General features: G+C 70.8%; 20 protein-coding genes and 1 pseudogene. 4 read left to right on the forward strand and 17 right to left on the reverse strand.

The window, feature by feature from the left end; translation table 11 throughout:
* Window positions 1-613: 613 nt before the first annotated feature.
* From VSH64_RS35790 to VSH64_RS35855, 14 genes and pseudogenes are all read right to left on the reverse strand, one after another.
* A complete protein-coding gene (locus tag VSH64_RS35790; protein ID WP_326567170.1) occupies window positions 614-1270 on the reverse strand; it encodes a TrmH family RNA methyltransferase in 657 nt (218 codons plus the stop codon).
* A 15-nt stretch (window positions 1271-1285) separates the two neighbouring features.
* Complete coding sequence (locus VSH64_RS35795) at window positions 1286-1672, reverse strand: DUF2784 domain-containing protein (RefSeq protein WP_326838120.1); 387 nt, start codon at window positions 1670-1672, stop codon at window positions 1286-1288.
* Window positions 1673-1854: 182 nt separating this feature from the next.
* Window positions 1855-2295, reverse strand: coding sequence for an Asp23/Gls24 family envelope stress response protein (locus tag VSH64_RS35800; RefSeq protein ID WP_326567171.1), 441 nt, complete (start codon window positions 2293-2295; stop codon window positions 1855-1857).
* 113 nt (window positions 2296-2408) lie between these two features.
* A complete protein-coding gene (locus VSH64_RS35805) occupies window positions 2409-2663 on the reverse strand; it encodes a hypothetical protein (RefSeq protein WP_326567172.1) in 255 nt (84 codons plus the stop codon).
* The gene (locus VSH64_RS35810) at window positions 2660-3019 is read right to left on the reverse strand and encodes an Asp23/Gls24 family envelope stress response protein (RefSeq protein ID WP_326567173.1); all 360 of its coding nucleotides are present in this window, start codon (window positions 3017-3019) and stop codon (window positions 2660-2662) included. Before VSH64_RS35810 ends, VSH64_RS35805 begins: the two co-directional genes overlap by 4 nt.
* Entirely contained in the window at window positions 3016-3558 is a 543-nt protein-coding gene (locus VSH64_RS35815; RefSeq protein ID WP_326567174.1) for an Asp23/Gls24 family envelope stress response protein, read from the reverse strand. Before VSH64_RS35815 ends, VSH64_RS35810 begins: the two co-directional genes overlap by 4 nt.
* The gene (locus VSH64_RS35820) at window positions 3549-4097 is read right to left on the reverse strand and encodes an RNA polymerase sigma factor (protein WP_326567175.1); all 549 of its coding nucleotides are present in this window, start codon (window positions 4095-4097) and stop codon (window positions 3549-3551) included. The genes VSH64_RS35815 and VSH64_RS35820 overlap by 10 nt, the downstream gene beginning before the upstream one ends.
* Before the next feature lie 80 nt (window positions 4098-4177).
* Window positions 4178-4741: an orotate phosphoribosyltransferase gene (gene pyrE / locus VSH64_RS35825; RefSeq protein ID WP_326567176.1), complete on the reverse strand. Its 564-nt coding sequence runs from the start codon at window positions 4739-4741 to the stop codon at window positions 4178-4180.
* Window positions 4742-4780: 39 nt separating this feature from the next.
* A complete protein-coding gene (locus tag VSH64_RS35830; RefSeq protein ID WP_326567177.1) occupies window positions 4781-7279 on the reverse strand; it encodes an ABC transporter permease in 2499 nt (832 codons plus the stop codon).
* Complete coding sequence (locus tag VSH64_RS35835) at window positions 7279-8022, reverse strand: ABC transporter ATP-binding protein (RefSeq protein WP_326567178.1); 744 nt, start codon at window positions 8020-8022, stop codon at window positions 7279-7281. The genes VSH64_RS35830 and VSH64_RS35835 overlap by 1 nt, the downstream gene beginning before the upstream one ends.
* A 76-nt stretch (window positions 8023-8098) precedes the next feature.
* On the reverse strand, window positions 8099-8866 hold the full coding sequence (locus tag VSH64_RS35840) for an SDR family NAD(P)-dependent oxidoreductase (protein WP_326567179.1): 768 nt from the start codon (window positions 8864-8866) through the stop codon (window positions 8099-8101).
* A gap of 1414 nt (window positions 8867-10280) precedes the next feature.
* A pseudogene (locus VSH64_RS35845) lies at window positions 10281-10988 on the reverse strand (hypothetical protein); the annotation flags it as partial.
* A 975-nt stretch (window positions 10989-11963) separates the two neighbouring features.
* Window positions 11964-14558 carry an ATP-dependent chaperone ClpB gene (clpB, locus tag VSH64_RS35850; RefSeq protein ID WP_326567180.1) on the reverse strand — a complete coding sequence of 865 codons (2595 nt, stop codon included), beginning with the start codon at window positions 14556-14558 and terminating at the stop codon, window positions 11964-11966.
* 93 nt (window positions 14559-14651) lie between these two features.
* Window positions 14652-15839, reverse strand: a complete 1188-nt coding sequence (locus VSH64_RS35855) for an MFS transporter (RefSeq protein ID WP_326567181.1) — start codon at window positions 15837-15839, stop codon at window positions 14652-14654.
* Window positions 15840-15995: 156 nt separating this feature from the next.
* Between VSH64_RS35855 and VSH64_RS35860 the strand changes: the two genes are divergently transcribed.
* A complete protein-coding gene (locus VSH64_RS35860; RefSeq protein ID WP_326567182.1) occupies window positions 15996-16313 on the forward strand; it encodes a hypothetical protein in 318 nt (105 codons plus the stop codon).
* Between the two features lie 57 nt (window positions 16314-16370).
* On the opposite strand, the gene VSH64_RS35865 is transcribed toward VSH64_RS35860, so the two are convergent.
* Window positions 16371-18455, reverse strand: coding sequence for an MFS transporter (locus VSH64_RS35865; protein WP_326838121.1), 2085 nt, complete (start codon window positions 18453-18455; stop codon window positions 16371-16373).
* A 37-nt stretch (window positions 18456-18492) separates the two neighbouring features.
* Window positions 18493-18978 carry a MarR family winged helix-turn-helix transcriptional regulator gene (locus VSH64_RS35870; protein ID WP_326567183.1) on the reverse strand — a complete coding sequence of 162 codons (486 nt, stop codon included), beginning with the start codon at window positions 18976-18978 and terminating at the stop codon, window positions 18493-18495.
* Between the two features lie 373 nt (window positions 18979-19351).
* Between VSH64_RS35870 and VSH64_RS35875 the strand changes: the two genes are divergently transcribed.
* The 3 genes from VSH64_RS35875 (at window position 19352) to VSH64_RS35885 (ending at window position 22665) form a co-directional block, all read left to right on the forward strand.
* Complete coding sequence (locus VSH64_RS35875) at window positions 19352-20527, forward strand: globin domain-containing protein (RefSeq protein ID WP_326567184.1); 1176 nt, start codon at window positions 19352-19354, stop codon at window positions 20525-20527.
* 252 nt (window positions 20528-20779) lie between these two features.
* The gene (locus VSH64_RS35880) at window positions 20780-21952 is read left to right on the forward strand and encodes a globin domain-containing protein (RefSeq protein WP_326567185.1); all 1173 of its coding nucleotides are present in this window, start codon (window positions 20780-20782) and stop codon (window positions 21950-21952) included.
* An 11-nt stretch (window positions 21953-21963) separates the two neighbouring features.
* Window positions 21964-22665: a dienelactone hydrolase family protein gene (locus VSH64_RS35885; protein WP_326567186.1), complete on the forward strand. Its 702-nt coding sequence runs from the start codon at window positions 21964-21966 to the stop codon at window positions 22663-22665.
* Window positions 22666-23641: 976 nt separating this feature from the next.
* Here the strand turns inward: VSH64_RS35885 and VSH64_RS35890 are convergent.
* A complete protein-coding gene (locus tag VSH64_RS35890; RefSeq protein WP_220245238.1) occupies window positions 23642-24076 on the reverse strand; it encodes a heat shock protein transcriptional repressor HspR in 435 nt (144 codons plus the stop codon).
* Window positions 24077-24079: the final 3 nt, after the last annotated feature.

The raw sequence follows: 24079 nt of genomic DNA on the forward strand, positions 1-24079 counted from the left end.
AGCGCGCCGGTGGCAACACTCCGGCCCCCGCTCGACGTAGCGCCGCTGCTCCCGTTCAGCGCACCGCCGTCGCAGCGCCCGCGCGGCAGCGCGGCAACGTCAACGCGCCCGCCCAGGGTGGTGCGGCTACGCCAGCCCGTGCCGCCGCGGTCGCGGCTGAGCAGCGCGGCGCTGTCGCCGACCAAGCGCGCCACCGTGCAGATGCCGCTGCGGCCCGGTGTCACGGCAACGTCAGCGCGCCGGCTCCCGCTCAGCGCGGGACCGCGGCGCCCAGTCGTCAGACCCGAGTCGCGCCCGCCCCGGAGCAGCACCGGTCCGCCGCGCCGGCTCGACGAACCGGTGTCGCGCCCGTGCAGCAGCACGGTGGGGTCAGTGCGGCGGCTCGGCACCGCGCCGAGGTCGTGTCCCCGGCCCAGCGCTGAGGCCTGCAACGCAAGCTGGGCCGGAGTCACCAACTGTGACTCCGGCCCAGCTCAATGCAATGTCAGCCCAGCATGCCGGCAGCCTCGACCGGAACCCGCCAGCCCAGAGCGGCCAAGTTCCGGCCCTGACCGAAACACTCCCCGAACAGCCCCCTACGTGCAGCGGCTCAACCACAAAACCAACGACCAACTCACCAAGACCGCGACAAATCCGCATGCTCCCGAACCCAAGCATGCATCACAATCCCCGCCGCCACTCCGGCGTTGATCGACCGCGTACTCCCGAACTGCGCGATCGACACCACCATCGACGCCGCCTCCTGAGCCTCGGGCGACAACCCCGGCCCCTCCTGCCCGAACAGCAGCACGCACTCCCGCGGCAGCGAAGCCACCTCCACCGGCACCGACCCCGGCGTGTTGTCCACCGCCACCAACGCGAGCCCGGCACCCTCAGAGAAAGACACCAACCCCGCCACATCGTCGTGGTGCCGCAAATGCTGGTACCGATCCGTCACCATCGCCCCACGACGGTTCCACCGCCGGCGCCCCACGATGTGGACCTCGGCGGCAGCAAAGGCGTTGGCCGTGCGGACCACGGTGCCGATGTTGTGGTCGTGCTGCCAGTTTTCGATGGCCACGTGGAACGAGTGCCGCCGGGTGTCCACATCGGACACGATGGCGGAGCGGCGCCAGTAGCGGTAGGCGTCGACGACGTTGCGGCGGTCGCCGTTCTCGAGCAGGTCGGGGTCGTAGCGCGGGTCGGTGGGCCAGGCGCCCGGCCAGGGGCCCACGCCGACCGGCTCGCGGCCCACCCACTCGGTGGGGCCGGCCTCGGGATCTTCGGTCACGAGGCCGATTGTCGCTCAGCCCAGGCTGATGCGGTGAGCCGGAGTGTCGTCGTGGCGGTGGCGCCAGCGGTGGTAGGCGCCGACGTAGGAGAAGACCACCAGCGCCAGCGCGATCACGGCGACAGCGGGCAGCAGCGAACGCGGCACGACCGTGTCGTACAGGTAGTAAGCGTTGAACCCGCCCGGAAGATCACCAAGTCCTTCCTGGTGGCGGAAGAAGTTCTCCGCCGCGGTGAGCGGACACGGCACCGGGGTGACGTTCACCAGCACACCCCAGAACGCGAAGAACACGTGCACCAGCGCGACGCGCGGCCAGCGCCACGCCAGGAAACCGCCGAGACCGATGAACAACAGCGCGAGGATGTGCACCGCCACCGTCACATCGGCGAGGAAATGCGCCACCGAAGCGTTCACCACCGCCCCCTTTCCCCACGGCTTCTACCAGCGACGTTACTCCGGTAACCGTGCTCGGGCAGGCGAAAATTCCTCACTCGCTGTGATGTTCAACCCACGGGAGCAACGCATTCACCCAAGGGGTAACGGAGTGGTCACTCCGGGTACGAGGGCCGCGCCGGAAAGATCCTTCAGCGCACTCGATCGCTCGTGGTGGGCTCTTCGTCCGCACTCGGGATGTACACGTCGCCGACGTTGATGTTCACCTCGACGACTTCCAGCCCCGTCATGCGCTCGATCGCGCCGATCACGCTGCGTCGAACTTGACGGGAGAGATCGGCGATCGGCACGCCGTACTCCACCACGATCTCCAGGTCCACCGCCGCCTGCTTCTCGCCGACCTCCACGGCCACGCCCTGCCCCGCGCTCGCCGACGCGCCCGGAATGCGGTCGCGCAACGCGCCGAAGGCCCGCGCGGCCCCGCCGCCCAACGCGTGGACGCCCGCCACCTCACGCGTGGCCAGGCCGGCGATCTTCTGCACCACCACGTCGGCGATCGTGGTCGTGCCCTCCTCGGTCACGAGGCCGGGCGCCACGACGAGGTCAACGGTCTTCTCAGCAGCGGCGGTCATCAAGCTCTCCCTCTGGTCGGTGTTGGAGTCGGTGTTGGGGGACAACGCTTTCCTTCCCCGTTACCCCTTCGACACACCACCCCGGTGATCGTCACGACCCGATCGTGTGACGCTCAGAACGCCGCGGCGTCGACATCCGTCACGATCAGCCGCAACGGCACGTCCGCCCACTCCGTGTCCACGAGCACCGGCCGCACCACGGCCGCCGCCTCGTCGAGCAACGGCGGCAACGGAAGCCGCGTGGCGATCAGCCGGATCTGCACGGCTTCCGCCCCCAGATCCACCGCCGACAGCCGATTCCGCTCCACAGCCAGCCGCAGCCCGGCCACCTCGGCCAACGCCTCGACAATCCGGACAGCGACGTTCACCGACGCTCCAGCTCGATATCCACAATGGACACCCGCACGGCGTCGACCGTCAGCCCCGTCTGCTCGGCCACCCCGCGCGCCACCGCCCGCTGCACCGCGCGGCCCACGGCGGCGGCCTGGTCGAACGCCGACGTCACCACGTCGACCTCCACCGCCAGCCCACCTTCGCCGCTGCGCACGCGCACGCCCTCGATCGGGGCCGGGTCCAGCCCCTGCCACCGGCCGCGCGCCGCGCGCGTCCACGTCGTGACCAGGCCGCGCAGGCCCGGCTCGAGCCGCACCACGCCCGGGGTGTCGAGGGCGGCCCGCGCCGCGACGCTCGCCACCACCGGGTCGGCGATCACGTACTCGGTCATTCCTCGTCCCCGTACACGTCTTCGACCAGCAGGTCGAGCTTCGCCAGCGTGAGCCCGACGCGCGCCGCGGCCGCCGCCGTGACGCGTTCGCGCACCCGGGCCAGCGTCTCGGCGCCCGCGATGTTGCCCAGCCGCACGGCGAGGGTGAGCTCGACCTCCACCTCGGCCCCGACCGTGCGCACGCGGCAGCGCCGGGCCCGCACGTCGCCCACCGAATCGGCGGCGTAGCGCAGCACCACGGCCACGGCCGCCTCGCTCACCTCGACGCGCCCCGGCTCCGGGGTCGGCAGGTCGAGCATCTGCCCGCGCCGCGCCTCGGCCCGCACGGCCGACATGATGCGCCCCACCAGGTTCGGCGGCACCGGATCGGGCTCGGCGACGAGCTCGGCCGTCGCCTCGCGCAGGGCCAGCAGGCTCGCCCGCGCGGTGCCGCAATGCGGGCAGCCGGCCTGGTGCTCGTCGGCCCCGTCGTCGAGCCGGTCCCAGAGTTCGTCCAGGTCCCGGCCGCAGGGAAGTCCATAGTCCTGGTTCACCGCCACGGCTTCATCACCTCCGCCAGCTGCGCGCGAGCCCGGGCGATGCGGCCCCGCACGGCCGCCGGGTTGACCCCGACGACCTCGGCGATCTCGTCGTAGGAGCGGCCGTGGACCTCACGCAGGAGCCAGCACACTCGCTGCGGCGGCGTGAGCTGCTGCAGCGCCGCGTTGAGCGCCTCCAGCTGCCCGCTGACCTGCGCCGCGTGCTCCGGCTGCCCGTCCGTGCGCGGTGATTCCGCCAGCTCCAGGTCGACGTCGGCCTGCGGCCGGCGGGCGCGGATCACATTGAGGCAGCGGTTGGCCGTGCTGCGGTACAGCCAGCCGACGAACGCCTTGTCGTCGTTGAGCTGCCCGAGCTTGCGCCACGCGCCGAGGAACGACTCCTGCACCACGTCCTCGGCGTCGCCGCGATGGTTGAGCATCTTCACGGCGAGCCGGAACATGGGTGCCTGGTAGCGCAGCACGAGCTGCTCGTACGCCCGCACGTCTCCGTCACGGGCGCGGCCGACCAGCGTCGCGTCGTCGAGCTCCGTCGAGGTCACAGCACCCCCTTCCACCAGGGGGACACCGGCGAGGGGCGGTTCGTCACGCACGCATTCTCGGTGATCTTCGAGCTTCGCGCTCAGCTCAGGCCGAGGTCGTCCTTGTTCAGCACGTAGCGGTACTCGAGGCCTTCCTTCTCGATGGCCTCCCGCGCACCCGTGTCGCGGTCGACCACCGTGGCGACGCCGGCGACGATCGCCCCGGCCTCCCGCAGCGCCTCGACGGCGGTGAGCACGCTGCCGCCCGTGGTCGAGGTGTCCTCGACGGCCAGCACGCGCTGCCCGCGCACCTCCACGCCCTCGATGCGGCGCTGCATGCCGTGCTCCTTCACCGCCTTGCGCACCACGAACGCGTCGAGCACCATGTCGTCGTTCGCCGCGGAGTGCAGCATCGCCAGCGCGACCGGGTCGGCGCCGAGGGTGAGGCCGCCGGCGGCGACGTAGTCCCAGTCGGCCGTGAGCTGCCGCAGCAGCTTCCCGATCAGCGGCGCCGCGGCGTGGTGCAGGGTCGCACGGCGGAGATCGATGTAATAATCGGCTTCCTTGCCCGAAGACAAGGTCACTTTTCCGTGAACCACGGCCAGTTCGGTGACCAGCCTCGCCAGTTCGAGCTTCGCAGTTTGATCCAACCCGGGGTACGCCACGGCCCAGAGTCTTACACACGCCACCGACAACTCCGCTCGTCACTCGCCGAGCGCGACGGCCGTCACGGGCCGCGCCCGCGTGGCCACCCAGGCGGGCACCAGCGACGCCACCAGCGCGAGCACCGCGGCGGTCGCCACCACCGTGAGGTAGATCCCGGCCGACCCGATCGGCAGCGGTGAACCCGTGGCCACCAGGCAGAACGGCACGATCGCGCCGGCCGACACGACCGTGCCGAGCACCACGCCGATCGTGGCGATCAGGCCGCCTTCGGCGCCGGCCATGCGCAGCACCTGCGCGCGGGTGAAGCCGCCGAGGCGCTGCAACCCGAACTCGCGACGCCGGCGCGCGGTGGCCATCACGAGCGTGTTCACCACGGAAATCACGGTGTAGCCGATGATCATCCCGAGCATCAGGTAGTTGACCCAGGCGCCCACCTGGTCGCCGGTCGTGTGCGCCGCGATCAGCGACGCGCGGTCGCCCACGGACACCGGCTGGCCGGCGGTCGCCGCGGTGAGGCTCTTCGTGAGCTGGGCCTGGTCGACGCCCGGTGCGGCGCGCACCAGCACCTGCGGCGCGAGGCCCGCGGTGGTGTGGGGCGCGAGCAGGCCGGCGGGGAACAACAGCGTCTCGAAGCCGGCCGGCTGGTCGACCAGCGCGACGACGCGAGCGGTCACCTCGTACCCGTCCCCGAGCCGGAGCGTGACGACGTCGCCGACCCCGCGCTGCAGCCCCGCGGCCACCTCGGTGGGCAACGCGACGGTGTCGCCGGTGAGCGCGTCGAGGCTGCCCGCGGTGACCTTCGCCGACGTCGTCTGCGCGGCGCTGCCGGCGGTGAGGCCGAGCGCCGCGTGACCCTCGTCGCGCTGGTCGTCGTCATACGGCCCGGTCACGAACACCGTGCTGGTCACGTACTCCGACGCGGCGGCGACACCGGGCGCGCTCCGCACCTGCCCCAGCAGCTCGGGCGTCACGCCGGCCGGGGCGGCCACCACGGCGTCGGCCCGCAGGTCCTGGGTGAACGCCTGCTGCGACACGGCTTGGGTGGTGGTCTGCAGGTAGATGTTGGCGGTCGCGATACCGACGGCGAGCATGATCGGCGTGACCGCACCCGACACCCGCGTGGCCGCGGCCCGCGTGTTGGCGAGCGCGAGCCAGCCGGTGACGCCGCCGACCAGCCGCACCGGCGCGTGCAGCAGCACCGCCATCACCTTCGTGACGCCGGGGCTGATCGCCGCCACGCCGATGGCCCACAGCATCACCGCCGGTCCCGCCGTGCTGGCCGCGATGGGACCGGTCATCACCGCGAGCGTCACGATCCCGAGCGCCGTGCCGCCGCCGAAGCTGAGCACGGCGACGATCAGCCGCAACGGCGTGAGCCACCGGCGTTCCACGCTCGCCTCCGCCAGCGCCTCCGTCGGCCGGATCCGGCTCACGCGCCGGGCGGCGACCGCGGCCGCGAGCACCACGGCGAGCAACGTCGCGCCGGCCGCGACCACCATCGGCACCCAGCCCTGGTGGAAGCGCACCACGTCGGGGACCACGCCCGCGCCCGTGAGGCGGTCGAACAGCCAGCGGCCGAGCAACGGCCCCAGCGCGGCGGCCGCGGCGATGGCGAGCAGGCCGATCGCCACAGCCTCGCCGAGCACCATCCGGCGCAGCTGGCGCGGCGTCGTGCCGATGGCGCGCAGCAGGGCCAGCTCGCGGCGGCGCTGGTCGGTGGAGAGGGAGAGCGTGCTGGCGACGACGAAAATCGCGACGAGCACGGAAAGGCCACCGGACACGGCGGAGAGGACCACGAGGTTCGTGCCGCTCTCCTCGGCTTGCGGGAACTCCGCGTGGCCGCGGTCGTCGCCGGTGAGGACGGTGGTGCCGGCGCCGAGATCGAGCCGAGCGGCGACGGTGGCGGGGTCTTCCGTGGTGAACACGCCGAAGTCGTCGACCTGGTTTCCGGCGAGGCGCGCGGCTTCGGTGGCGGTGAAGAACACAGTCGGTGGGGAGTCGGACGCGCTCGCGATTCCGGCGACGCGGTAGGTGCCGGTGGTGCCGTGGGCGGCGATTTGCACGGCGTCGCCGAGCTTCGCGGTCACGTCGGCGACCACGACCTCCCCGGCGCCCGGCGCGTGGCCGGCGGTGAGCGTGTAGGGCGTGAGCACGGCGGAATCCCACGCGTGCCCGCTCGCCGTTCCGTGGGGCAGCACCACGGGAATGGTCACGTCACCGACCACAGTGGACACCCCGGGCGTCGCGCGGATCTTGTCGGCCAGCGCAGGGTCGAGGCGCACACGTTCGGGCAGCGCAACACTTTCGGTTTTGAGCTTGCCCTCGGCCGGATCGTGTTTGGGCAGCTGGATCTCCTGCTGTCCGGCCACGATGATCGGCGCGGCCGCGAGCCACTGGGGCGGCGCGTCGGCGCGGATCCCGGTTTCCATGAGACCACCGCAGGCCGACACGATCACGGCGCCGAGGAACGCGGCCACGAACGTCGCGAGGAAGCCGCCTTTGCGCAGCCGCAGCGTGCGCAGCGCGAGCCGGAACATCACACGCCCCCGACCGCGACGGAGCCGGCCCACGCGCCCAGGTGCGTCATCCGCGCGGCGACGGCATCGGGCGTCGGCTGCGCGAGCTCGCCCGCGACGCGGCCGTCGGCGAGGAACACCACACGATCGGCGTGCGCGGCGGCGACCGGATCGTGCGTCACCATCACCACGGTGAGGCCACCGCGCACGGAATCCCTCAGCAGGGCAAGCACTTCCGCGGCGGTGCGGGTGTCGAGGGCGCCGGTGGGCTCGTCGGCGAAGAGCACGGCCGGGCGCGTGACGAGCGCCCGCGCGATGGCCACGCGCTGCTGCTGTCCGCCGGAAAGCTCACCGGGGTGGTGGCGGCGCCGCTCGGCGAGGCCGACGTGCGCGAGCATCCCCGCCACCAGCCGGCGATCCACGCGGCGGCCGGCCAGCCGCAGGGGCAGCACCACGTTCTGCTCGACCGTGAGGGCGGGCAGCAGGTTGAAGGCCTGGAACACGAAGCCGATGCGGTCGCGGCGCAGCTTCGTGAGGCGCGTCTCCGAGAGCTTCGAAAGGTCGTGGCCGTCGAGGTGCACGGTGCCGGCGCTCGGGCGGTCGAGGCCGGCGGCGCAGTGCAGAAACGTGCTCTTGCCCGAGCCCGAAGGTCCCATCACGGCGGTGAAACCGCCGCGCGGGAACACGAGATCGACGCCCGCCAGCGCGGTGACCCGCCCGTAGTCCTTGCGCACGGCCGTCAACCGCACTGCCTCATCCGTCATGGGGAAAACGCTAGGCAAACGCGGCGGCCGGCACCCTGGTGCCAGCTCGCCGAGACGGGGTAGGGGCAGCCCTACCTCACGTCCGCGAGCGGTTGCCGAACCCGGCCGACAGCCGGCGCAGCACCCCGCGCGGCAGCAGCCCGGTGGCCGCGACCAGCGCCTTGTACTGCAGGCTCGGCACCGAAATCACTTTGCCGCGGCGCAGGTCCGCGAGCGCTTCGGCCACGACCTGCTCGACGCCCAGCCAGAACGCCTTCGGCCCTTCCTTTTCCAGGCCGGCGCGCTCGTGGAACTCGGTGGTGGTGAAGCCGGGGCAGAGCGCCATCATGCGCAGACCGGGCGGCAGCGAGGTCGCGATGCCTTCGGTGAACGACGTGACCCAGTTCTTGCTGGCGGTGTAGGTGGATCCGCGGCCGGAGAAGAACCCGGCGACGCTGGAGACGTTGATGATGTCGCCGTGGCCCCGCTCGACCATGCCCGGCAGCGCCGCGCGGGTGAGGCGCAGGACGGCCGTGACGTTCACGTCGAGCTGGCGCTGCAGCGCGTCGGGGGAGATCTTCCAGAAGTCGCCGGAGAGGCCGAAGCCGGCGTTGTTCACGAGGAGGTCGACGGGGTTCTCGGCGAGGTGGTTTTCGACGGCGGTGCGTCCGTCCACTTCGGACAGGTCGGCCGGGATGACCGTGGTGGTCACTTGATGGCGCTCTGCCAATTGGGCGGCGAACTTCCGGAGGCGCTCCTCGTCGCGCGCGATGAGCACGAGATCGTAATTCTCGGCGGCGAGCGTACGCGCGAACTGGGCTCCGATGCCCGCGGTGGCTCCGGTGATCACGGCGGTGGCGGTCATGGCGCCGAACCTACCTGCAGTCGCGTTTGTCCAGGTAGCGAAGTATGGTCCGGCGCATGGGCAAGCACACCCAGCGAATGCCCGGCTACCTCCCCAAGGTGGCCGCCGGTGCGGCACCCTTCGCACACCTGCTCTCCGGCCACGCATCCCCGCTGGCCGACCCCACTCTTCCCCTCGACGGCCTACCGCTTGACCTGCAGCGGCCCGGCGGTCTCGACCATTCCCTCAGCCTCGCGTCAGCCCCGGTTTCCCGTGGGCGTGACGCGGGTGTCGCGGTGTCGGGCCGGCCGTCTTCGTTGCAGCGAGCGGTGTCCGACACTGCCGGTTTTAGCCTTTCGGATTCACTCACAGCGGTGAAAACGACAAACGGTTTTTCGCGGTCTTCGGTTGTTGCCGCGCCTGCGGGGGACGAGTGGCTGTCGGTTGGTGAGGGCTCGGGGCGGTTCTCGGGGGATTTGTGGGATGGGGTGGAGGGGCGTCAGCTCGCGCCGGTTCGGCCGGTTGCGTCCTCGGAACCTGGGCATGGGACGGGGCAGTTCGCGGGCTCGCTGGACCTGCCGGAGGCCGGGCACTGGGGGCGCGCGGAGGCGGGGCCGGTGTCGGAGTTCTTGCGGGCTGCGCAGACGTTGCCGGGTAATACTTTTCGGGGTGATTTGTCGCCGGCGTGATGGGCTGGGGTGGGGCTTCGGTTTGGCCCACGGGGCTCTCAGCGGCACGTTTTGAGGCTGGTCCGTCGCCGGCGTGGGGGCGAAGTTCTCCAGCCGTAGCCGAGCAGGCCTTCTCGGGGCGATCGTTCGCCGATGTAGTCAGCGGGGCTGAAGGGCGCGTACGGGTTTTTGGAGGTCTCACCGGCGTGCTCGGACCGCGCGATCGGCGCGGCGAGCAGCACGCTTCGAGGCGGGCTGTCACCGGCAGAGCCGGAGGGGATGCGGCTTGCACACGGCAGCGTGGCCGCTGCCAGGGGCAGCACATTCCGAGGCAATCCACCGCCGACGAAAAAGCAGCTCAGTCCCAACCGTGCAGGCTGCTCGGGTCTCACTGATGTGGTCGGCCACGCGATCGGCGCCGGGCGGCGGGACGGGCGGATCCCGCGTACGAAAACGGCCGCCCCCGATGGTGGTGGGGGCGGCCGGTTCGGGGTGGGTCAGTCTTCGTCGAGGTCCGGGTCGCGGTCGGGCTTCGCCGGCGTGGCCGGGACGGAGCCGAAGGTGCTCGGGCCGCTGGAGGGGGTGCGGGGTTCCGGCGGGGTGTCCGCGGCCGGGCGGGTCTCGAGGGGGGTGGTGGTGCGGCTGTCGGCCGGGGTGGTGCGGCCGTCGAGGGGCGTCGTCGTGCGGGTGTCGGCCGGGCTGGTGGCGGCGCGGGTGTCGACAGGGGTCGTCGCGCGGGTGTCGGCCGGGGACGGGGCGCGGGTGGCCGAGCGGGGTTCCGCGGCGGCCGGCGCGGGGGTGCCGGCGGCGGGGGTCCAGCTGCGGCCGGTGTCGTAGTCCTCGTCGAAGGGGTCGACGATGTCGGCGATCTCGCCGAGGTCGCGCAGGAGCCGCTCGAGGCGCGAGGGGCCGGCGTTGGGCACGACGCTCGCCAGCACCCACTCGTTCTCGAGCCAGGCGACGCCGACGTCGCCGCCGAGCTGGTCGGCCGCGTCCACGAGTTCCTGGGTGATGACCTGGCGGGCGCCCTCGGAGTCGTCGGCGAAGGCGTAGCGCTGGCCGATCGGGCCGAGCATCTCGGGCATGTTCTCGCGCTGGAACGGCACGCTCGACAGCCACATCTCCACCGGAACGCGGTGCGTCTTGTTGCAGCGCACAGCCACGACCGTCGCCGGGATCTGCCCCTCCGACTCGATGTCGAAGATGAACACGGGCCGCCGTCCGTCGGAGGTGAAGGTGGAGCCCGCGACGACGTTCACGGCCGCGTCGGCACCGAAGTAGCCGATCGCCCCGCCCGACCACTGCCGGGGCAGCCGCTCGTCCTCCTCCACGAACTGCCAGCCACGCAACTGGGCCCAGCGCATGCGCTCACGGTTGCGCGAGCCTTCCTTCGCCCGGTCCGCCGCGAGCAGGCCGAGCCCCGCCACCAGCGCGACGGCGGCGATGACGAACCAGATCCACGCCGAGATACCCACGTCGGTCAGCGTATCGCTGCCAAGCCCCCACACCTGAACGCCCGCACCGTGTCGGCGCGCCCCTTTCGAGGCAGAGAGGGGAGTGGAGGTCGACAAATCGGCATATCTGCTGGATTTTTTACGGATCGTGGTCATGGGGGCTACTGAGGGGGCGTGCTGGCATCCGCCGCGTTTGCCGTGCCATCGGTCCTCGCGGTGACCAAGACCCGCGCGAACGGTCCCCTCGCGCAGTTGCTCCAGCTCGACCGGTCCTCTTATTTGCGACGTCCCGACGCGACCGGTCCAACCCCACCATCGACTCGGCGCGAACGGACCGTTCGCGCGACGGAACCGGTGTCAGCGGTCCGGTCGGCGCGAATGGACCGGTCGCGACGCGGGCCCAGGCGCGAACGGACCGTTCGCAGGCGCGAGACGTGGTGCGAGTGGACCGCTCGCGACGCACGCGTGGCACGAACGGTCCGGTCGCGGGCGACGGAACGGTGCGAGGGGACCGGTCGCCGGGGGGCAGAAGGATCCGGTCGTGGGGTCGGGCCGGTTCGAGAGGACCGGTTGCGCGCAAGGTGGCGCCAACGGGCCAGTCGTGAGGGAGGCGGGCCGAGACGTGGGGAGAGTCGTGCGATGCGCAAAGCACCACCGCACCACCGCACCACCGCACCACCGCACCACCGCACCACCGCACCACCGCACCACCGCACCACCGCACCACCGCACCACCGCACCACCGCACCACCGCACCACCGCACCACCGCAGCACCGCAGCACCGCAGCACCGCAGCACCGCAGCACCGCAGCACCGCAGCACCGCAGCACCGCAGCACCGAAGGCAGCACAACACCAAAGTCCGCCCAAAACAGAACGGCCCTCCCACCGAAGTGGAAGAGCCGTTCCAACCAACGAACCTCAGCTCGACAAACCAGACCGACAAGCCTCAAGTCCAGCGAACCTCAGCCCAGCGAACCTCAGGCCAGAAAAGCCTCAGACCCGCTCAACCGTCAACGTGTCCCCTGCCTCCAAAGCCGGGATATCCACCCGCACAGTGTCACCGTCGCGGATGTCTCCCGAGAGCAGCTTCTTCGCCAACTGATCCCCGATCGCCGACTGCACCAGGCGGCGCAGCGGTCGGGCACCGTAGATCGGGTCGAAGCCGTTCAGGGCGAGCCACTCGCGGGCGCCGGCCGTGACGTCCAGGTGCAGCCGGCGCTGGGCCAGCCGCGCGGACAGCCGGGCGACCTGGATGTCCACAATGGACGTCAGCTGCTCGGTGCCGAGGGCGTGGAACACGACGATGTCGTCGAGGCGGTTCAGGAACTCCGGCTTGAACTGCCGCTGCACCGTCTCCAGCACCGCGTCGCGGCGTTGGCCCTCGTCCAGGGACGGGTCCGCGATGGCCTGCGAACCGAGGTTGGACGTGAGAATGAGAATGGTGTTGCGGAAGTCCACCGTGCGGCCCTGGCCGTCGGTCAGGCGACCGTCGTCGAGTACCTGCAGGAGCACGTCGAACACGTCCGGGTGCGCCTTCTCGACCTCGTCGAGCAGCACGACCGTGTAGGGGCGCCGCCGGACGGCCTCGGTGAGCTGGCCGCCCTGGTCGTAGCCGACGTAGCCCGGAGGGGCGCCGACCAGGCGAGCCACGGAGTGCTTCTCCGAGTACTCGCTCATGTCGATGCGCTGCATCGCGCGCTCGTCGTCGAACAGGAACTCGGCCAGGCCCTTGGCCAGCTCGGTCTTGCCGACGCCCGTGGGGCCGAGGAACAGGAACGAACCCGTCGGCCGATCGGGGTCGGCCACACCGGCCCGAGCGCGCCGGACCGCGTCCGACACCACCTGCACGGCCTGCTCCTGCCCGATCACGCGGCGGCCGAGCTCCTCCTCCATGCGGAGCAGCTTGCCCGTCTCGCCTTCGAGCAGCCGGCCGGCCGGGATGCCGGTCCACGCCGAAACAACGTCAGCCACGTCGTCCGCGCCGACCTCTTCCTTCAGCATCACGTTCTGCTGGCTCACCGCCGACGCCTCGGTCGCGGCCTCGAACTCCTTCTCCAGCGCCGGAATCCGGCCGTAGCGCAGCTCGGCGGCCTTGCCCAGGTCACCGTCGCGCTCGGCGCGCTCCGACTCGCCGCGCAGCTGCTCCAGCTGCTCCTTGAGCTCGCGGACGCGCTCGATCGAACCCTTCTCGTTCTGCCAGCGCGCGGTCAACGCCGTGAGCGTCTCGCGCTTCTCCGCCAACTCGGCGCGCAGCACGGACAACCGTTCCAGAGACGCGGCATCGTCCTCCTTGGACAGTGCCATCTCCTCGATCTCCATGCGCCGCACCGCGCGCTCGACCTCGTCGATCTCCACGGGGCGCGAGTCGATCTCCATGCGCAGCTTCGACGCGGCCTCGTCGACCAGGTCGATCGCCTTGTCCGGCAGGAAGCGGGCGGTGATGTAGCGGTCGGACAGCGTCGCGGCGGCCACCAGTGCGGCATCGGTGATGCGGACACCGTGGTGCACCTCGTAGCGCTCCTTGAGCCCACGCAGGATCGCGATCGTGTCCTCCGGCGACGGCTCGCCCACCAGCACCTGCTGGAAACGCCGCTCCAGAGCCGCGTCCTTCTCGATGTGCTGGCGGTACTCGTCGAGCGTGGTCGCGCCGACCATCCGCAGCTCACCGCGGGCGAGCATCGGCTTGATCATGTTGCCGGCGTCCATCGCGCCCTCGCCGGTGGCACCGGCGCCGACGATGGTGTGCAGCTCGTCGATGAACGTGACGACCTCGCCGGCCGAGTCCGTGATCTCCTTGAGCACGGCCTTCAGCCGCTCCTCGAACTCGCCGCGGTACTTCGCGCCGGCCACCATGGACCCGAGGTCCAGGGCCACCACGCGCTTGCCGCGCAGCGATTCGGGCACGTCACCGGCGACGATGCGCTGGGCCAGGCCCTCCACGATCGCCGTCTTGCCGACGCCCGGCTCACCGATCAGCACCGGGTTGTTCTTGGTGCGCCGCGAAAGCACCTGCACCACGCGGCGGATCTCCGTGTCACGACCGATCACCGGGTCGAGCTCACCGGCGCGGGCGCGCTCGGTCAGGTCGACGCCGTACTTCTCCAGCGCCTTGAACGTGCTCTCCGGGTCGGCGCTCGTGATGCGCGCCGAACCGCGCACCTTCGCGAACGCCTCGCGCAGCGCGTCGGGAGTCGCGCCGTGACGCTTGAGCAGCTGCGCCACTTCGCCGCCTTCGGTGGCGAGGCCGACGAGCAGGTGCTCGGTCGACACGTACTCGTCACCGAGCTCGGTGGCGAGCTTCTGCGCGTGCGTGAGCGACTTCACGGCGTTGGCGTCGAACTGCGGGCTCGACACGGTGGCGCCGGTCGCGGACGGCAACGCGTGGATGATCGGGTCGAGTTCCTTGTGCACCACTTCGGGGTCGGCCCCGACCGCCGTCAGCAGTGGTGCGGTAAGGCCCTCACCCTGCGCCAGCAGGGCGCCCAGCAGGTGGGCGGCCGAAACGTGCGGGTTGCCGGCCATCGTGGCCGCCTGTGCCGCCGACGAAATGGCCTGCTGGGTCTTCGTGGTCGGGTTGAAAGCGTCCATCCCTCACCTCATGCGCTCTGTGAAAGTCCAGGTGACAGCCCTGACCGAGGACCATCGACTTGTACAACGTCAGAAAACTTGAGTCTGTTCCGCTCAACTCTGAACCGGCGTGACCGCGTCCGCCGGAAGCCTCGGTCCCAGCCTGCCCAGCCCCGCCACGGCGAGGCAAGCGCAAGCGCCGACCAGAACCCAGGGTAACCACGCCGACACGGCGAACAACGCCACCACGGCCGGCGCCAGCACCTGCGCCACGGTGAACGCGTACTGGAACGCCGCCAGGTACCGGCCCTTCGCTTCCGGCGGGGCCGCAGCCTCCGCCAGTGCACCCGAACGCGGCCCGAAAACCAGGTCGCCGGCGGCGTAGACGAGCGTGGCGGCCAGCAGATACGCCACCTGCCAGCTGCGCGGCACGATCAGCACCCCCAGGCTGACCACGCACCACGCCGCGAACAGCGCCGAGCCACCCCGCATCGCCGCGACCCGGTTGAGCCGGCGCGTGAGCCGCAACGCGATCGTGCCGCCGACGCTGGTCACCACCGTGAGCAGGAACAGGATCGCGCCCGGCAGCCACCGCGGGCCGTGCAGCAGGTCGAGCACGAACACGGGCGTCCCGATGAGGAAGAAGTCCAGCGACAGCCCGAACATTCCGCTGAACAGGATCAACGCCAGGTACGGCCGGTTGCGCAGCACTCCGCTGGGCGCCTTCGTGGTCACCGCGGTGCGCCGCCGCGGCCGCACGGCGCCGGCGATGAGCGCCGCGGCCACCACGAACGAGACGACGTCCACCGCCAGCGCCACGCTGTACCCGCCGTCGCCGATCCACAGCAGGATCACCGACGACGTGAGCCCGCCGAGCCCGAACCCGCCGGCGCGCACCATGCCGACCTCCGCGAACGGCCGGTCCTTCGGCACATCACCGGCGACGTCGGCGATCAACGCGTAGAGCGAGCTGTAGAACAGCTGCTGCCCGGTCGCCAGCAGCACCGCCGCCACGACCACCTCGACGACACCGTCGGAGATCAAGTACGCCACCGCGCCCGCGGCCTGCAGCAGCTGCGCGCCGACGATCACCGCGCGGGAGCCCGTGCGGTCCACGAGCCGGCCCGCGAGCGGCGGCACGGCCAGCCCCGCCAGCGTGCCGAGCGTGACGGCCGTGCCCGCCAGCGCGAGCGGGACGCCCACCACCCGCGTGACGTAGACCAGCGCGAGCGGCAGGAACAGGCCCGAACCGAAGTTGTCGATCCCCAGCGCGCACAACAAGGCGACCCGGCTGCGCGTCACGCCCTGGACGCTACCGCCGCTGCCGGACCCGAGGTCAGGGCCGGAAGGAGACTTCGCGAGCGGCCGAATGCCACTGGCGGTAGAGCGGGATTGCCCGAACGGGTCTGTCCGGTTGATCGGGAGGGGTCCCGGCGCGCTCGGGCTAGCTTGCGAGCCATGGGAATCCTTCGCAGGACGATCATCGGAACACTCGTTACGGGAGCGCTCCTCGCCGTCGTGGCGCCCGGCGCTTCCGCCGCCCCGGCCGGCTTCCGCTGGGACACCTTCACCGGCACGGCGACCTCCGCGTCGGAACCGGTCGCAGTCAACCTGGCGACGATGCAGGCCGAGAACTCGGCAAGCCTCGCGGGCTACAACGCCTACATCGACTGCGGCCCGGCGAACGTCGACGTGCAGCAGACGCAACCGGATCCGTACCCGGAGTACGCCGTGACGGCCACGCTCAACTGCACCCAGACCACCCCGGACGCCTGAAGAACCGCTCGAGCCCCGGCGTAGGGGGCCGGGGCTCGAGCGGTTCCGTCGAGAAACTCAGATGTTCAACGTTCCGCTGTGCCGCGCGAACTCCGGCTCCGCCGCCAGCACCACGTCGTGGTTGGCCGGCGCACCGAGGTTCACCGTCACCGGCTCGGCGTGCGGCGCGTGGCCGTACGCGGTCACCGTGAGCGTGTACGCACCCGCCGGCACCCCGTCGAGGTCGTACGCACCTGCGCTGCCGCTGAGGCCGGAGCCTACGACCGTGCCCGCGCTGTCGGTGAGCGTGAGGGCCGCACCGGACACCGCGGCGTGGCGCCCGGCCGTGCGGACGCGGCCGGTCACCCCACCCGTGCCGCCGATGAGCAGGTCGTGCCAGGCCGGCGTGCCGGTGAGGCGCACCGTCGACACGGCGGGCGGGAGAGAACCCGCCGTCGCGAGCAGCACGTGCTCCCCGGCCGAGCCCGCCGACAGGGCGAACTCGCCGTTGCGGGCGCTGCGACCGACGTCGACCTGACGGCCCGACGCGTCCGTGAGCGTGAGCACCACACCCGACACGGGGCGGCCGTCGGCGTCGAGCACGCGGCCGCGCAGGGCGGTCGTGATCTCGGCGGAGAAAGCCGCGGGCGCCACGGCAGGCGTCGTGTCGGCGTCGAGAGTCCGGCGCAAGGGGACCTCCTTCATGAAGACCACGGCCAGCAGCGTGACCACGGCGATGAAGCCGGCGAACAGGAACACCGTGCCGGTCGCGTCGCCGAACGCCGCGCGGACGATCGGCTGCAGCGCGGCGGGCAGGCCGTCGATGTCGAACGTGCCGCCACCGCCGTGCACCGCGTCACCGGCCGGCAGGCCGAGGCGCGTGAGCGACGACGTGATGTTGGTGGCGACCTTCGCCGAAAGCACCGCGCCGAGTGCCGAAACACCCGCGGCGCCGCCGAGCGAGCGGAAGAACGTGACCACCGAGGACGACGAGCCCATGTCCTTCATCGCCACGGTGTTCTGCACGACCAGCACCAGGTTCTGCATCAGGAACCCGAGCCCGATGCCGACCAGGCCGAGGTACACGCCCATCAGCGTCAGGTCCGTCGTGTGGTCCACCGTGCTGAGCAGGAAGAGCCCGGCCAGCAGCGACGCACCACCGGCGACCATGAACGGCTTCGTGCGGCCCGTGCGCGAGATGACCTGGCCGGCGCTCGTCGACGCCAGCGCGAGACCGAGCACCAGCGGCAGCGTCATCAGGCCCGCGTGCGTGGGCGAGAAGCCGCGTGAGATCTGGTAGTACTGCCCGAGGAAGACCGAACCGCCGAACATCGCGGTCCCGACGGCCAAAGATCCGAGCACCGCGAGCGTGAAGGTGCGGTTGCGGAACAGGCGCAGCGGAACCACCGGCTCGGCCACGCGCGATTCCACGAGCACCGCCAGCCCGAGCGCCACCACGGCACCGGCCACGTAGGCCACGCTCGTCCAGGAAGCCCACGCGAACGTGGCGCCGGCCAGCGAAACCCAGATCAGCAGCAGGGCCACGCCACCGACGAGCAGGGTCGCGCCCAGCCAGTCGATGCGCACCTTGCGCTTGAGCACCGGCAGGTGCAGCGTGCGGCCGAGCACCACGAACGCGATCACCGCGATCGGCACGCAGACCCAGAAGCACCAGCGCCAGCCCAGCGGCGAGTCCACGATCAGGCCGCCGATCAGCGGCCCGGACACGGTGGCGACGGCGAACACCGCACCCGTGTAACCCGAGTAGCGGCCGCGGTCGCGCGGGGCGATCATCGCGGCGATCACGACCTGGATCAGCGCCTGCAGGCCACCGAGGCCCACACCCTGGAGCGCGCGGAACGCGATCAGCTCCGGCATCGACTGCGAGATGCCGCCCAGCGCCGAGCCGATCGTGAAGATCACGATGGCGATCTGGTAGAGCAGCTTCTTGCTGAACAGGTCGGAGAGCTTGCCCCAGATCGGGGTGGTCGCGGTCGAGGTCAGCAGCGTCGCGGTGACCACCCAGGTGTACTGGCTCTGCGAACCGTGCAGGTCGGCGAGGATGGTCGGCAGCGCGTTGGACACGATCGTCGACGACAGCATCGCCACCAGCAGGGCGAGCAGCAGGCCCGAGAAGGCCTTCATGATCTGCCGGTGGTTCATCTGCTCACCGGCGACTTCGGTACTCACTTGCGTTTGGTCACTTCCCGACTTCGGCTTGGTCCACGCCGCACTCGGGAGGCCCGAGCACGGTCCGCAGACCGTTGTTCATTTCCTCGAGCCGGGTCGTCAGGTCGGCGATCCGCTCCTCGTCCCAACCACCGAGCGCCTTCTCGAAGAAGGCGATGTAGCGCTCGCGCCACTTCTCGACCTGGGCCAGCCCCTTCTCAGAGATGCTGATCAGCGACGCTCGCCCGTCTTCGGGGGCGGGTCGGCGGTCGACCAGGCCGGCGGCGTGCAGCTGCGCGATCTGGCGGCTGACCACCGACAGGTCCACGAGCTTGCGCTTGGCCAGCTCCGAGGGCCGGGCTTCGCCGTGGCGTGCGAGGTCCGACAGCAGCATCCCGGCGGCGGGGTGGAGGCCGGGCTCGTCTTCCCAGGCCTGCATGATCCACAGGTGCTGCAGCTGCGAAGCCGTCCTGAGCTCTCGCATCAGTTCCACCCTGACGTCATCGGCAGAGCTCATGGGCTTCCTCCCGGGCCGGACACTGTTCGAGCGCCCACTTGGTTGTGCCATACAAGTTTATGACGGATGGTTGCGTAGGGCAACTATCTAACCGGTGACTTGCCCCACGCCGTTTTGTCAAGCGGTAACCCGACCGGAGCAACGTTGCTGGCAAAGGGCCGCAGGGCGGCTACTCTGCGGACGAGCCGCAGTCAGGGGACGTCGCGACAGCGTCGTGAAGACTATTGAGGGGAACGAGGTGGGACAGTGGTGAATTCCCTCGACGCCGACCGCAGAGGGCGGCGCGAGCCGGAGTGCCGCCGCGGGCCCGCTCCTCGCCCGTGACCGCCTCACCCGAGTCCCCGAACCGCCCCCGACCTGCGAACGACACTCGATGACAGCCGATTCGATCAGCCCGATCCCCCGCTCGGCGGCACCCCGCGAGACGCCCGCCGCCGTGGCCGCGATGGTGCGGCTGATCCGTGACACCTGGGCGATATCCGAGCCCTTCATCCCGGAGATCTCGCAGTTCTTCTACGGGATGCTGTTCACCCTCGCCCCGGTCACGCGCGACTTCTTCCCCATCAACATGGAGGTGCAGCGCGGCCGGCTCGTGCGGGCGCTGGTGCACATCGTGCAGATGGTGGACCGCCCCGACGACCTCGTGCCGTTCCTGCGCCAGCTCGGCCGCGACCACCGCAAGTTCGGCGTGATCCCGCGCCACTACGAGGCCGTGGGCACGGCGCTGCTGGCCGCGCTTAAGAACCACCTGGGCCCGCAGTGGACCGCGCCGGTGGAGCGGGCGTGGGCCGAGGCGTTCACGATCGTCGCGCGCGCGATGCAGGAGGCGGCGGCCGCCGACGTGAACCCGGCGTCGTGGCACGCGACCGTGGTCGAGCACCGGCGGCTCACGTGGGACCTCGCGCTGGTGCGGCTGCTGCCCGAGCAGCCGGTGCCGTACCTGCCGGGGCAGTACATGAGCGTGGAGGTGCCGCAGCGGCCGCGGCTGTGGCGCTACCTTTCGCCGGCCAACGCGCCACGCGAGGACGGCGGCATCGAGTTCCACGTGCGCGCGGTCGACGGCGGCTGGGTCTCGCGCGCGATCGTGAGCCACACGCAGCCCGGTGACGTCTGGCGGCTCGGCCCGCCACTGGGACGCATGGCCGTGGACCGGGAACGGTCCCGCGGCGTGCTGATGGTGGCGGGCGGAACCGGTGTCGCGCCGCTGCGTTCGATTCTCGACTCACTGGCGATGTGGGGCGACAACCCGAAGACCCGCCTGTTCTACGGCGGCCCGGCGCGCGAGGACCTCTACGACCTCGAAGAGCTGCGGGCGCTTTCGTCCACGAACCCTTGGCTCACCGTGACTCCGGTGGTGGAGCGCGGTGACGGACTGCCCGGTTGTGAGCAAGGCACGCTGGCGGAAGCGGTTACGCGCTACGGTGCCTGGGCCGATCACGACATTCTCGTGTCGGGATCTCCCTCGATGATCCGCGCGACGGTTTCCCGCATGCTGGTGGCCGGCAGCGTGCTGGGTCAGATCCAATACGACCCGTTCACCATCGACTGATCCCTGGTGGGCGGTTACCGGCCCACGGAAACCGTTTCCCGCCAAGGGAAACCGCGGAAGATCATTTTTACAGAGCGCCAGATCGGGTTGACTGGTCGTGTCGATAATTGCTCCGTTCGAGCGGGAACGGCGTTAACTGCGCCCTTTTTTCGGTCAGCACGCCTACAGTCGGGATTCCTCGGGGGCGGCACGCGTACGCAAAGCCGCGTGAAGACTGAAACTGCTTGGCAAGACTGGAGAAAACCGTTCCCGATGAGTGCTGAATCCGTGAAGATCGACCTTGCTCCCGCCGTGGTGCGCAGACCGCTGCCCGGATCCGAGACCGCGCGGGTGATCCGCGAGAGTTTCGCGCTGGTGGAGCCGAAATCCGAGGAGCTGGCGCAGTACTTCTACGGGGCGCTGTTCGTGATCGCGCCGGACGCGCGCGATCTGTTTCCGGTGACGATGGCCACACAGCGCAGCAGATTGCTGCGCGCGCTCGTGTACGTGGTGCAGATGGTGGACAGACCCGACGAACTCACCACGTTCCTCGGTCAACTCGGCCGTGACCACCGGAAGTTCAACGTGGTGACGCGCCACTACGACGCCGTCGGAACCGCGTTGATCAGTGCGATGAAACGTTTTCTCGGCAAAGCGTGGACGCCCGAGGTGGAAACGGCGTGGACGTCGGCCTACGGCGTGATCTCCGAGACCATGCGCAAGGCCGCCGCGCAGGAGACCGGGCCCGCGTCGTGGAGCGGCACGGTGCTGGAGCACCGCAAGCTCTCGCCCGACGTCGCGCTGGTGCGGGTGCGCACCGACGAGCTGCTGCCGTACCGCTCCGGCGGGTACGTGAGCGTGGAGGTACCGCAGCGGCCGCGGCTGTGGCGGTACCTGTCCATGGCCACGGCCCCGCGCGACGACGGCCTGCTCACCTTCCACGTGCGCGCGGTCCACGGCGGCTGGGTCTCGCGGGCCATCGTGAACCACACGCACGCCGGCGACGTCTGGCGCCTGGGCCCTTCGCTGGGCGCGCTGTCCGTGGTGCCGACCGCCGACCAGCGACCCCTGCTGATGATCGCCGGCGGCACCGGCATCGCACCCCTGATGGCGATCCTCGACGACCTCTCGCGCTGGAAGCGCAACCCGCCGGTGCACGTGTTCTTCGGTGGACGCAAGCCCAGCGACCTCTACGCGCTCGACGAGCTGCGCCGCCTGGCCGTCACCTCGCGCTGGCTCACGGTCACCCCCGTCACCGAAGAGGGTGCCGTCCCCGGCGGCGACCGGGGGACGCTGGCCACCGCGGTCACGCAACGTGGTGCCTGGAAGGACCACGAGGTGCTGGTGGCGGGCTCACCGGACATGATCCGCGGCACGATCGCGAAGCTGCTCGCCGCCGGTGTGGACCTCGAACGCATCCGGTACGACCCGTTCACTTTGGACTAGTGTCGTGGTCCATGGAGATCACGATCCCCACCCCGGCCGGCGACATCGACGGCTACCTGGCCCTGCCTTCCAGTAGCGGCCCGCACCCCGCCGTCGTGATCATCCACGACGCCATCGGGCTGACCCAGGACGCGCGGAACATCACCGACCACTTCGCGTCCGAGGGCTACCTCGCGCTCAGCCCCAACCTGTACTCCCGCGGCGGCCTGTTCCGCTGCGTGCGCCAGACCTTCAAGGACATGTTCGCCCGCTCGGGCCGCGCCTTCGACGACATCGAAGCTGCGCGGGTGCTGCTTGCCAACCGGGCGGATTGCACGGGCAAGATCGGTATCGCGGGGTACTGCATGGGTGGCGGGTTCGCGCTCGTCGCCGCTTCACGGTCGTTCGACGTGTCCGCGCCGTACTACGGGCAGCTTCCTCGGGATTTGTCCGTTTTGGACGATGCTTGTCCGGTGGTGGCGAGCTTCGGTCGCCGTGATCCTTCGCTGCGGGGCGCCGCGGCGAAGTTGAGCGCGGCCCTGACGGAGCGGTCGGTGCCCCACGACGTGAAGGAATACCCCGACGCGGGCCACAGCTTCGCGAACAAGATGGGGCCGGCGCCGGTCGCGGCGTTTGCGAAGGTGGTGGGGTTCGGGTATCACGAGCCTTCGGACCGGGATGCTTGGCAGAGGGTGATGGGGTTTTTCGGGGAGTACTTGAAGACTTCTTCGTGAGGTTGGGCCTTGCGCGGGTGGTTTGAACGGGCGGTTTGATCCGGTGATCTGAGCCGGTGGTCTGAGCGGTTCCGACTCGCGCGGGTTGTCTCGCGCTTGCCGTGGGGTCAGTGGACCGCTCGCGGTCGCTCTGTGGCACGGATGGTCCGCACCGGCCGGCCTTCGCTGCGCGAACGGACCGCTCGCGCGCGCTCAGCCGCACCAACGGCCCCCTGGCGCCGACCCGCGGCGCGATGGGACCGGTCGCAAACCTGCTGCGTGTGCGAGGGGACCGGTCGCACCTCAGCACGAACGGACCGGTCGCGCGCAGCCGCACAGCACCAGGAGTCCGCTCGCACCACCTCTCGCGGCACGAACGGGCCACTCGCGCGACCGCCCCGACACGAAAGGACCGTTCGCACTCAATCGACAGCACCAACGGGCCGCTCGCACCAACCCCACGGCGCGAAAGGGCCGCTCGCGCGCCTGCCGCGTGCGCGAACGGGCCGGTCGCGAACCTGCCGCGCGTGAGAAGGGACCGGTCGTGCCGCGGGGTTGGTGCGCGAAGGGACCGGTCGCAAACTGGCACGCGCGGACCGGCCACGCGCCGCCGCGCAGCACCAGGGGTCCGCTCGCACCACCTCTCGCGGCACGAACGGGCCACTCGCGCGATCGCCTCAACGCGAAAGGACCGGTCACGCTCAACCGCGCAGCACCAACGGGCCGCTCGCACCAACCGGGCGGCGCGAAAGGACCGGTCGCGCGCCTGCCGCGTGCCCGAAAGGGCCGGTCGCGCGACCGCCCGTGCGCGAAGGGACCGGTCGAGAACCCGCTGCGACGCGAAAGTGCCGCTCGCGCACCGGACACCTGCGCGGACGGACCGTTCGCACCTCCGTCGTGACGCACCCGGGCCCGGAACGCGAAACAGCCCCTCCACCACCGAATCCGGCAGCAAAGGGGCTGTCCCCAAAACCCAAAAAACCAAAAATCCAAAACCTCAGCGGCGCTTCGGCTTCCACACCACCAAGGACGTCTGCTGCCTCATCGGCACCAGGTCCTTCCGGTACGAAGCGTGCACCGCCGCGGCGGCTTGTTCGGCGGCGGCGTACGCGGACGCCAGTTCCTCGGTCAGCTCGTGCACCCGCGCCCGAAGCGCGTCGACCTGGTTTTCCAGTTCGATGATGCGCTTCACGCCCGCCAGGTTGACGCCGTCTTCCTGCGAGAGGCGCTGGACTTCCCGCAGCAGTGCGATGTCGCGCATCGAGTACCTGCGGCCGCCACCGGAGGTGCGGCCCGGGGAGACCAGGCCTTGGCGGTCGTAGGAGCGCAGGGTTTGGGCGTGGAGGCCCGAGAGCTGGGCTGCCACGGAGATCACGAACACCGGCGTGTCCTCGTCCGCGCCGTGTGGGAGTCCCGGGATTCCGCCGAACATCAC

It is taken from the genome of Amycolatopsis rhabdoformis, from assembly GCF_035918295.1.
GTDB classification, from domain to species: domain Bacteria; phylum Actinomycetota; class Actinomycetes; order Mycobacteriales; family Pseudonocardiaceae; genus Amycolatopsis; species Amycolatopsis rhabdoformis.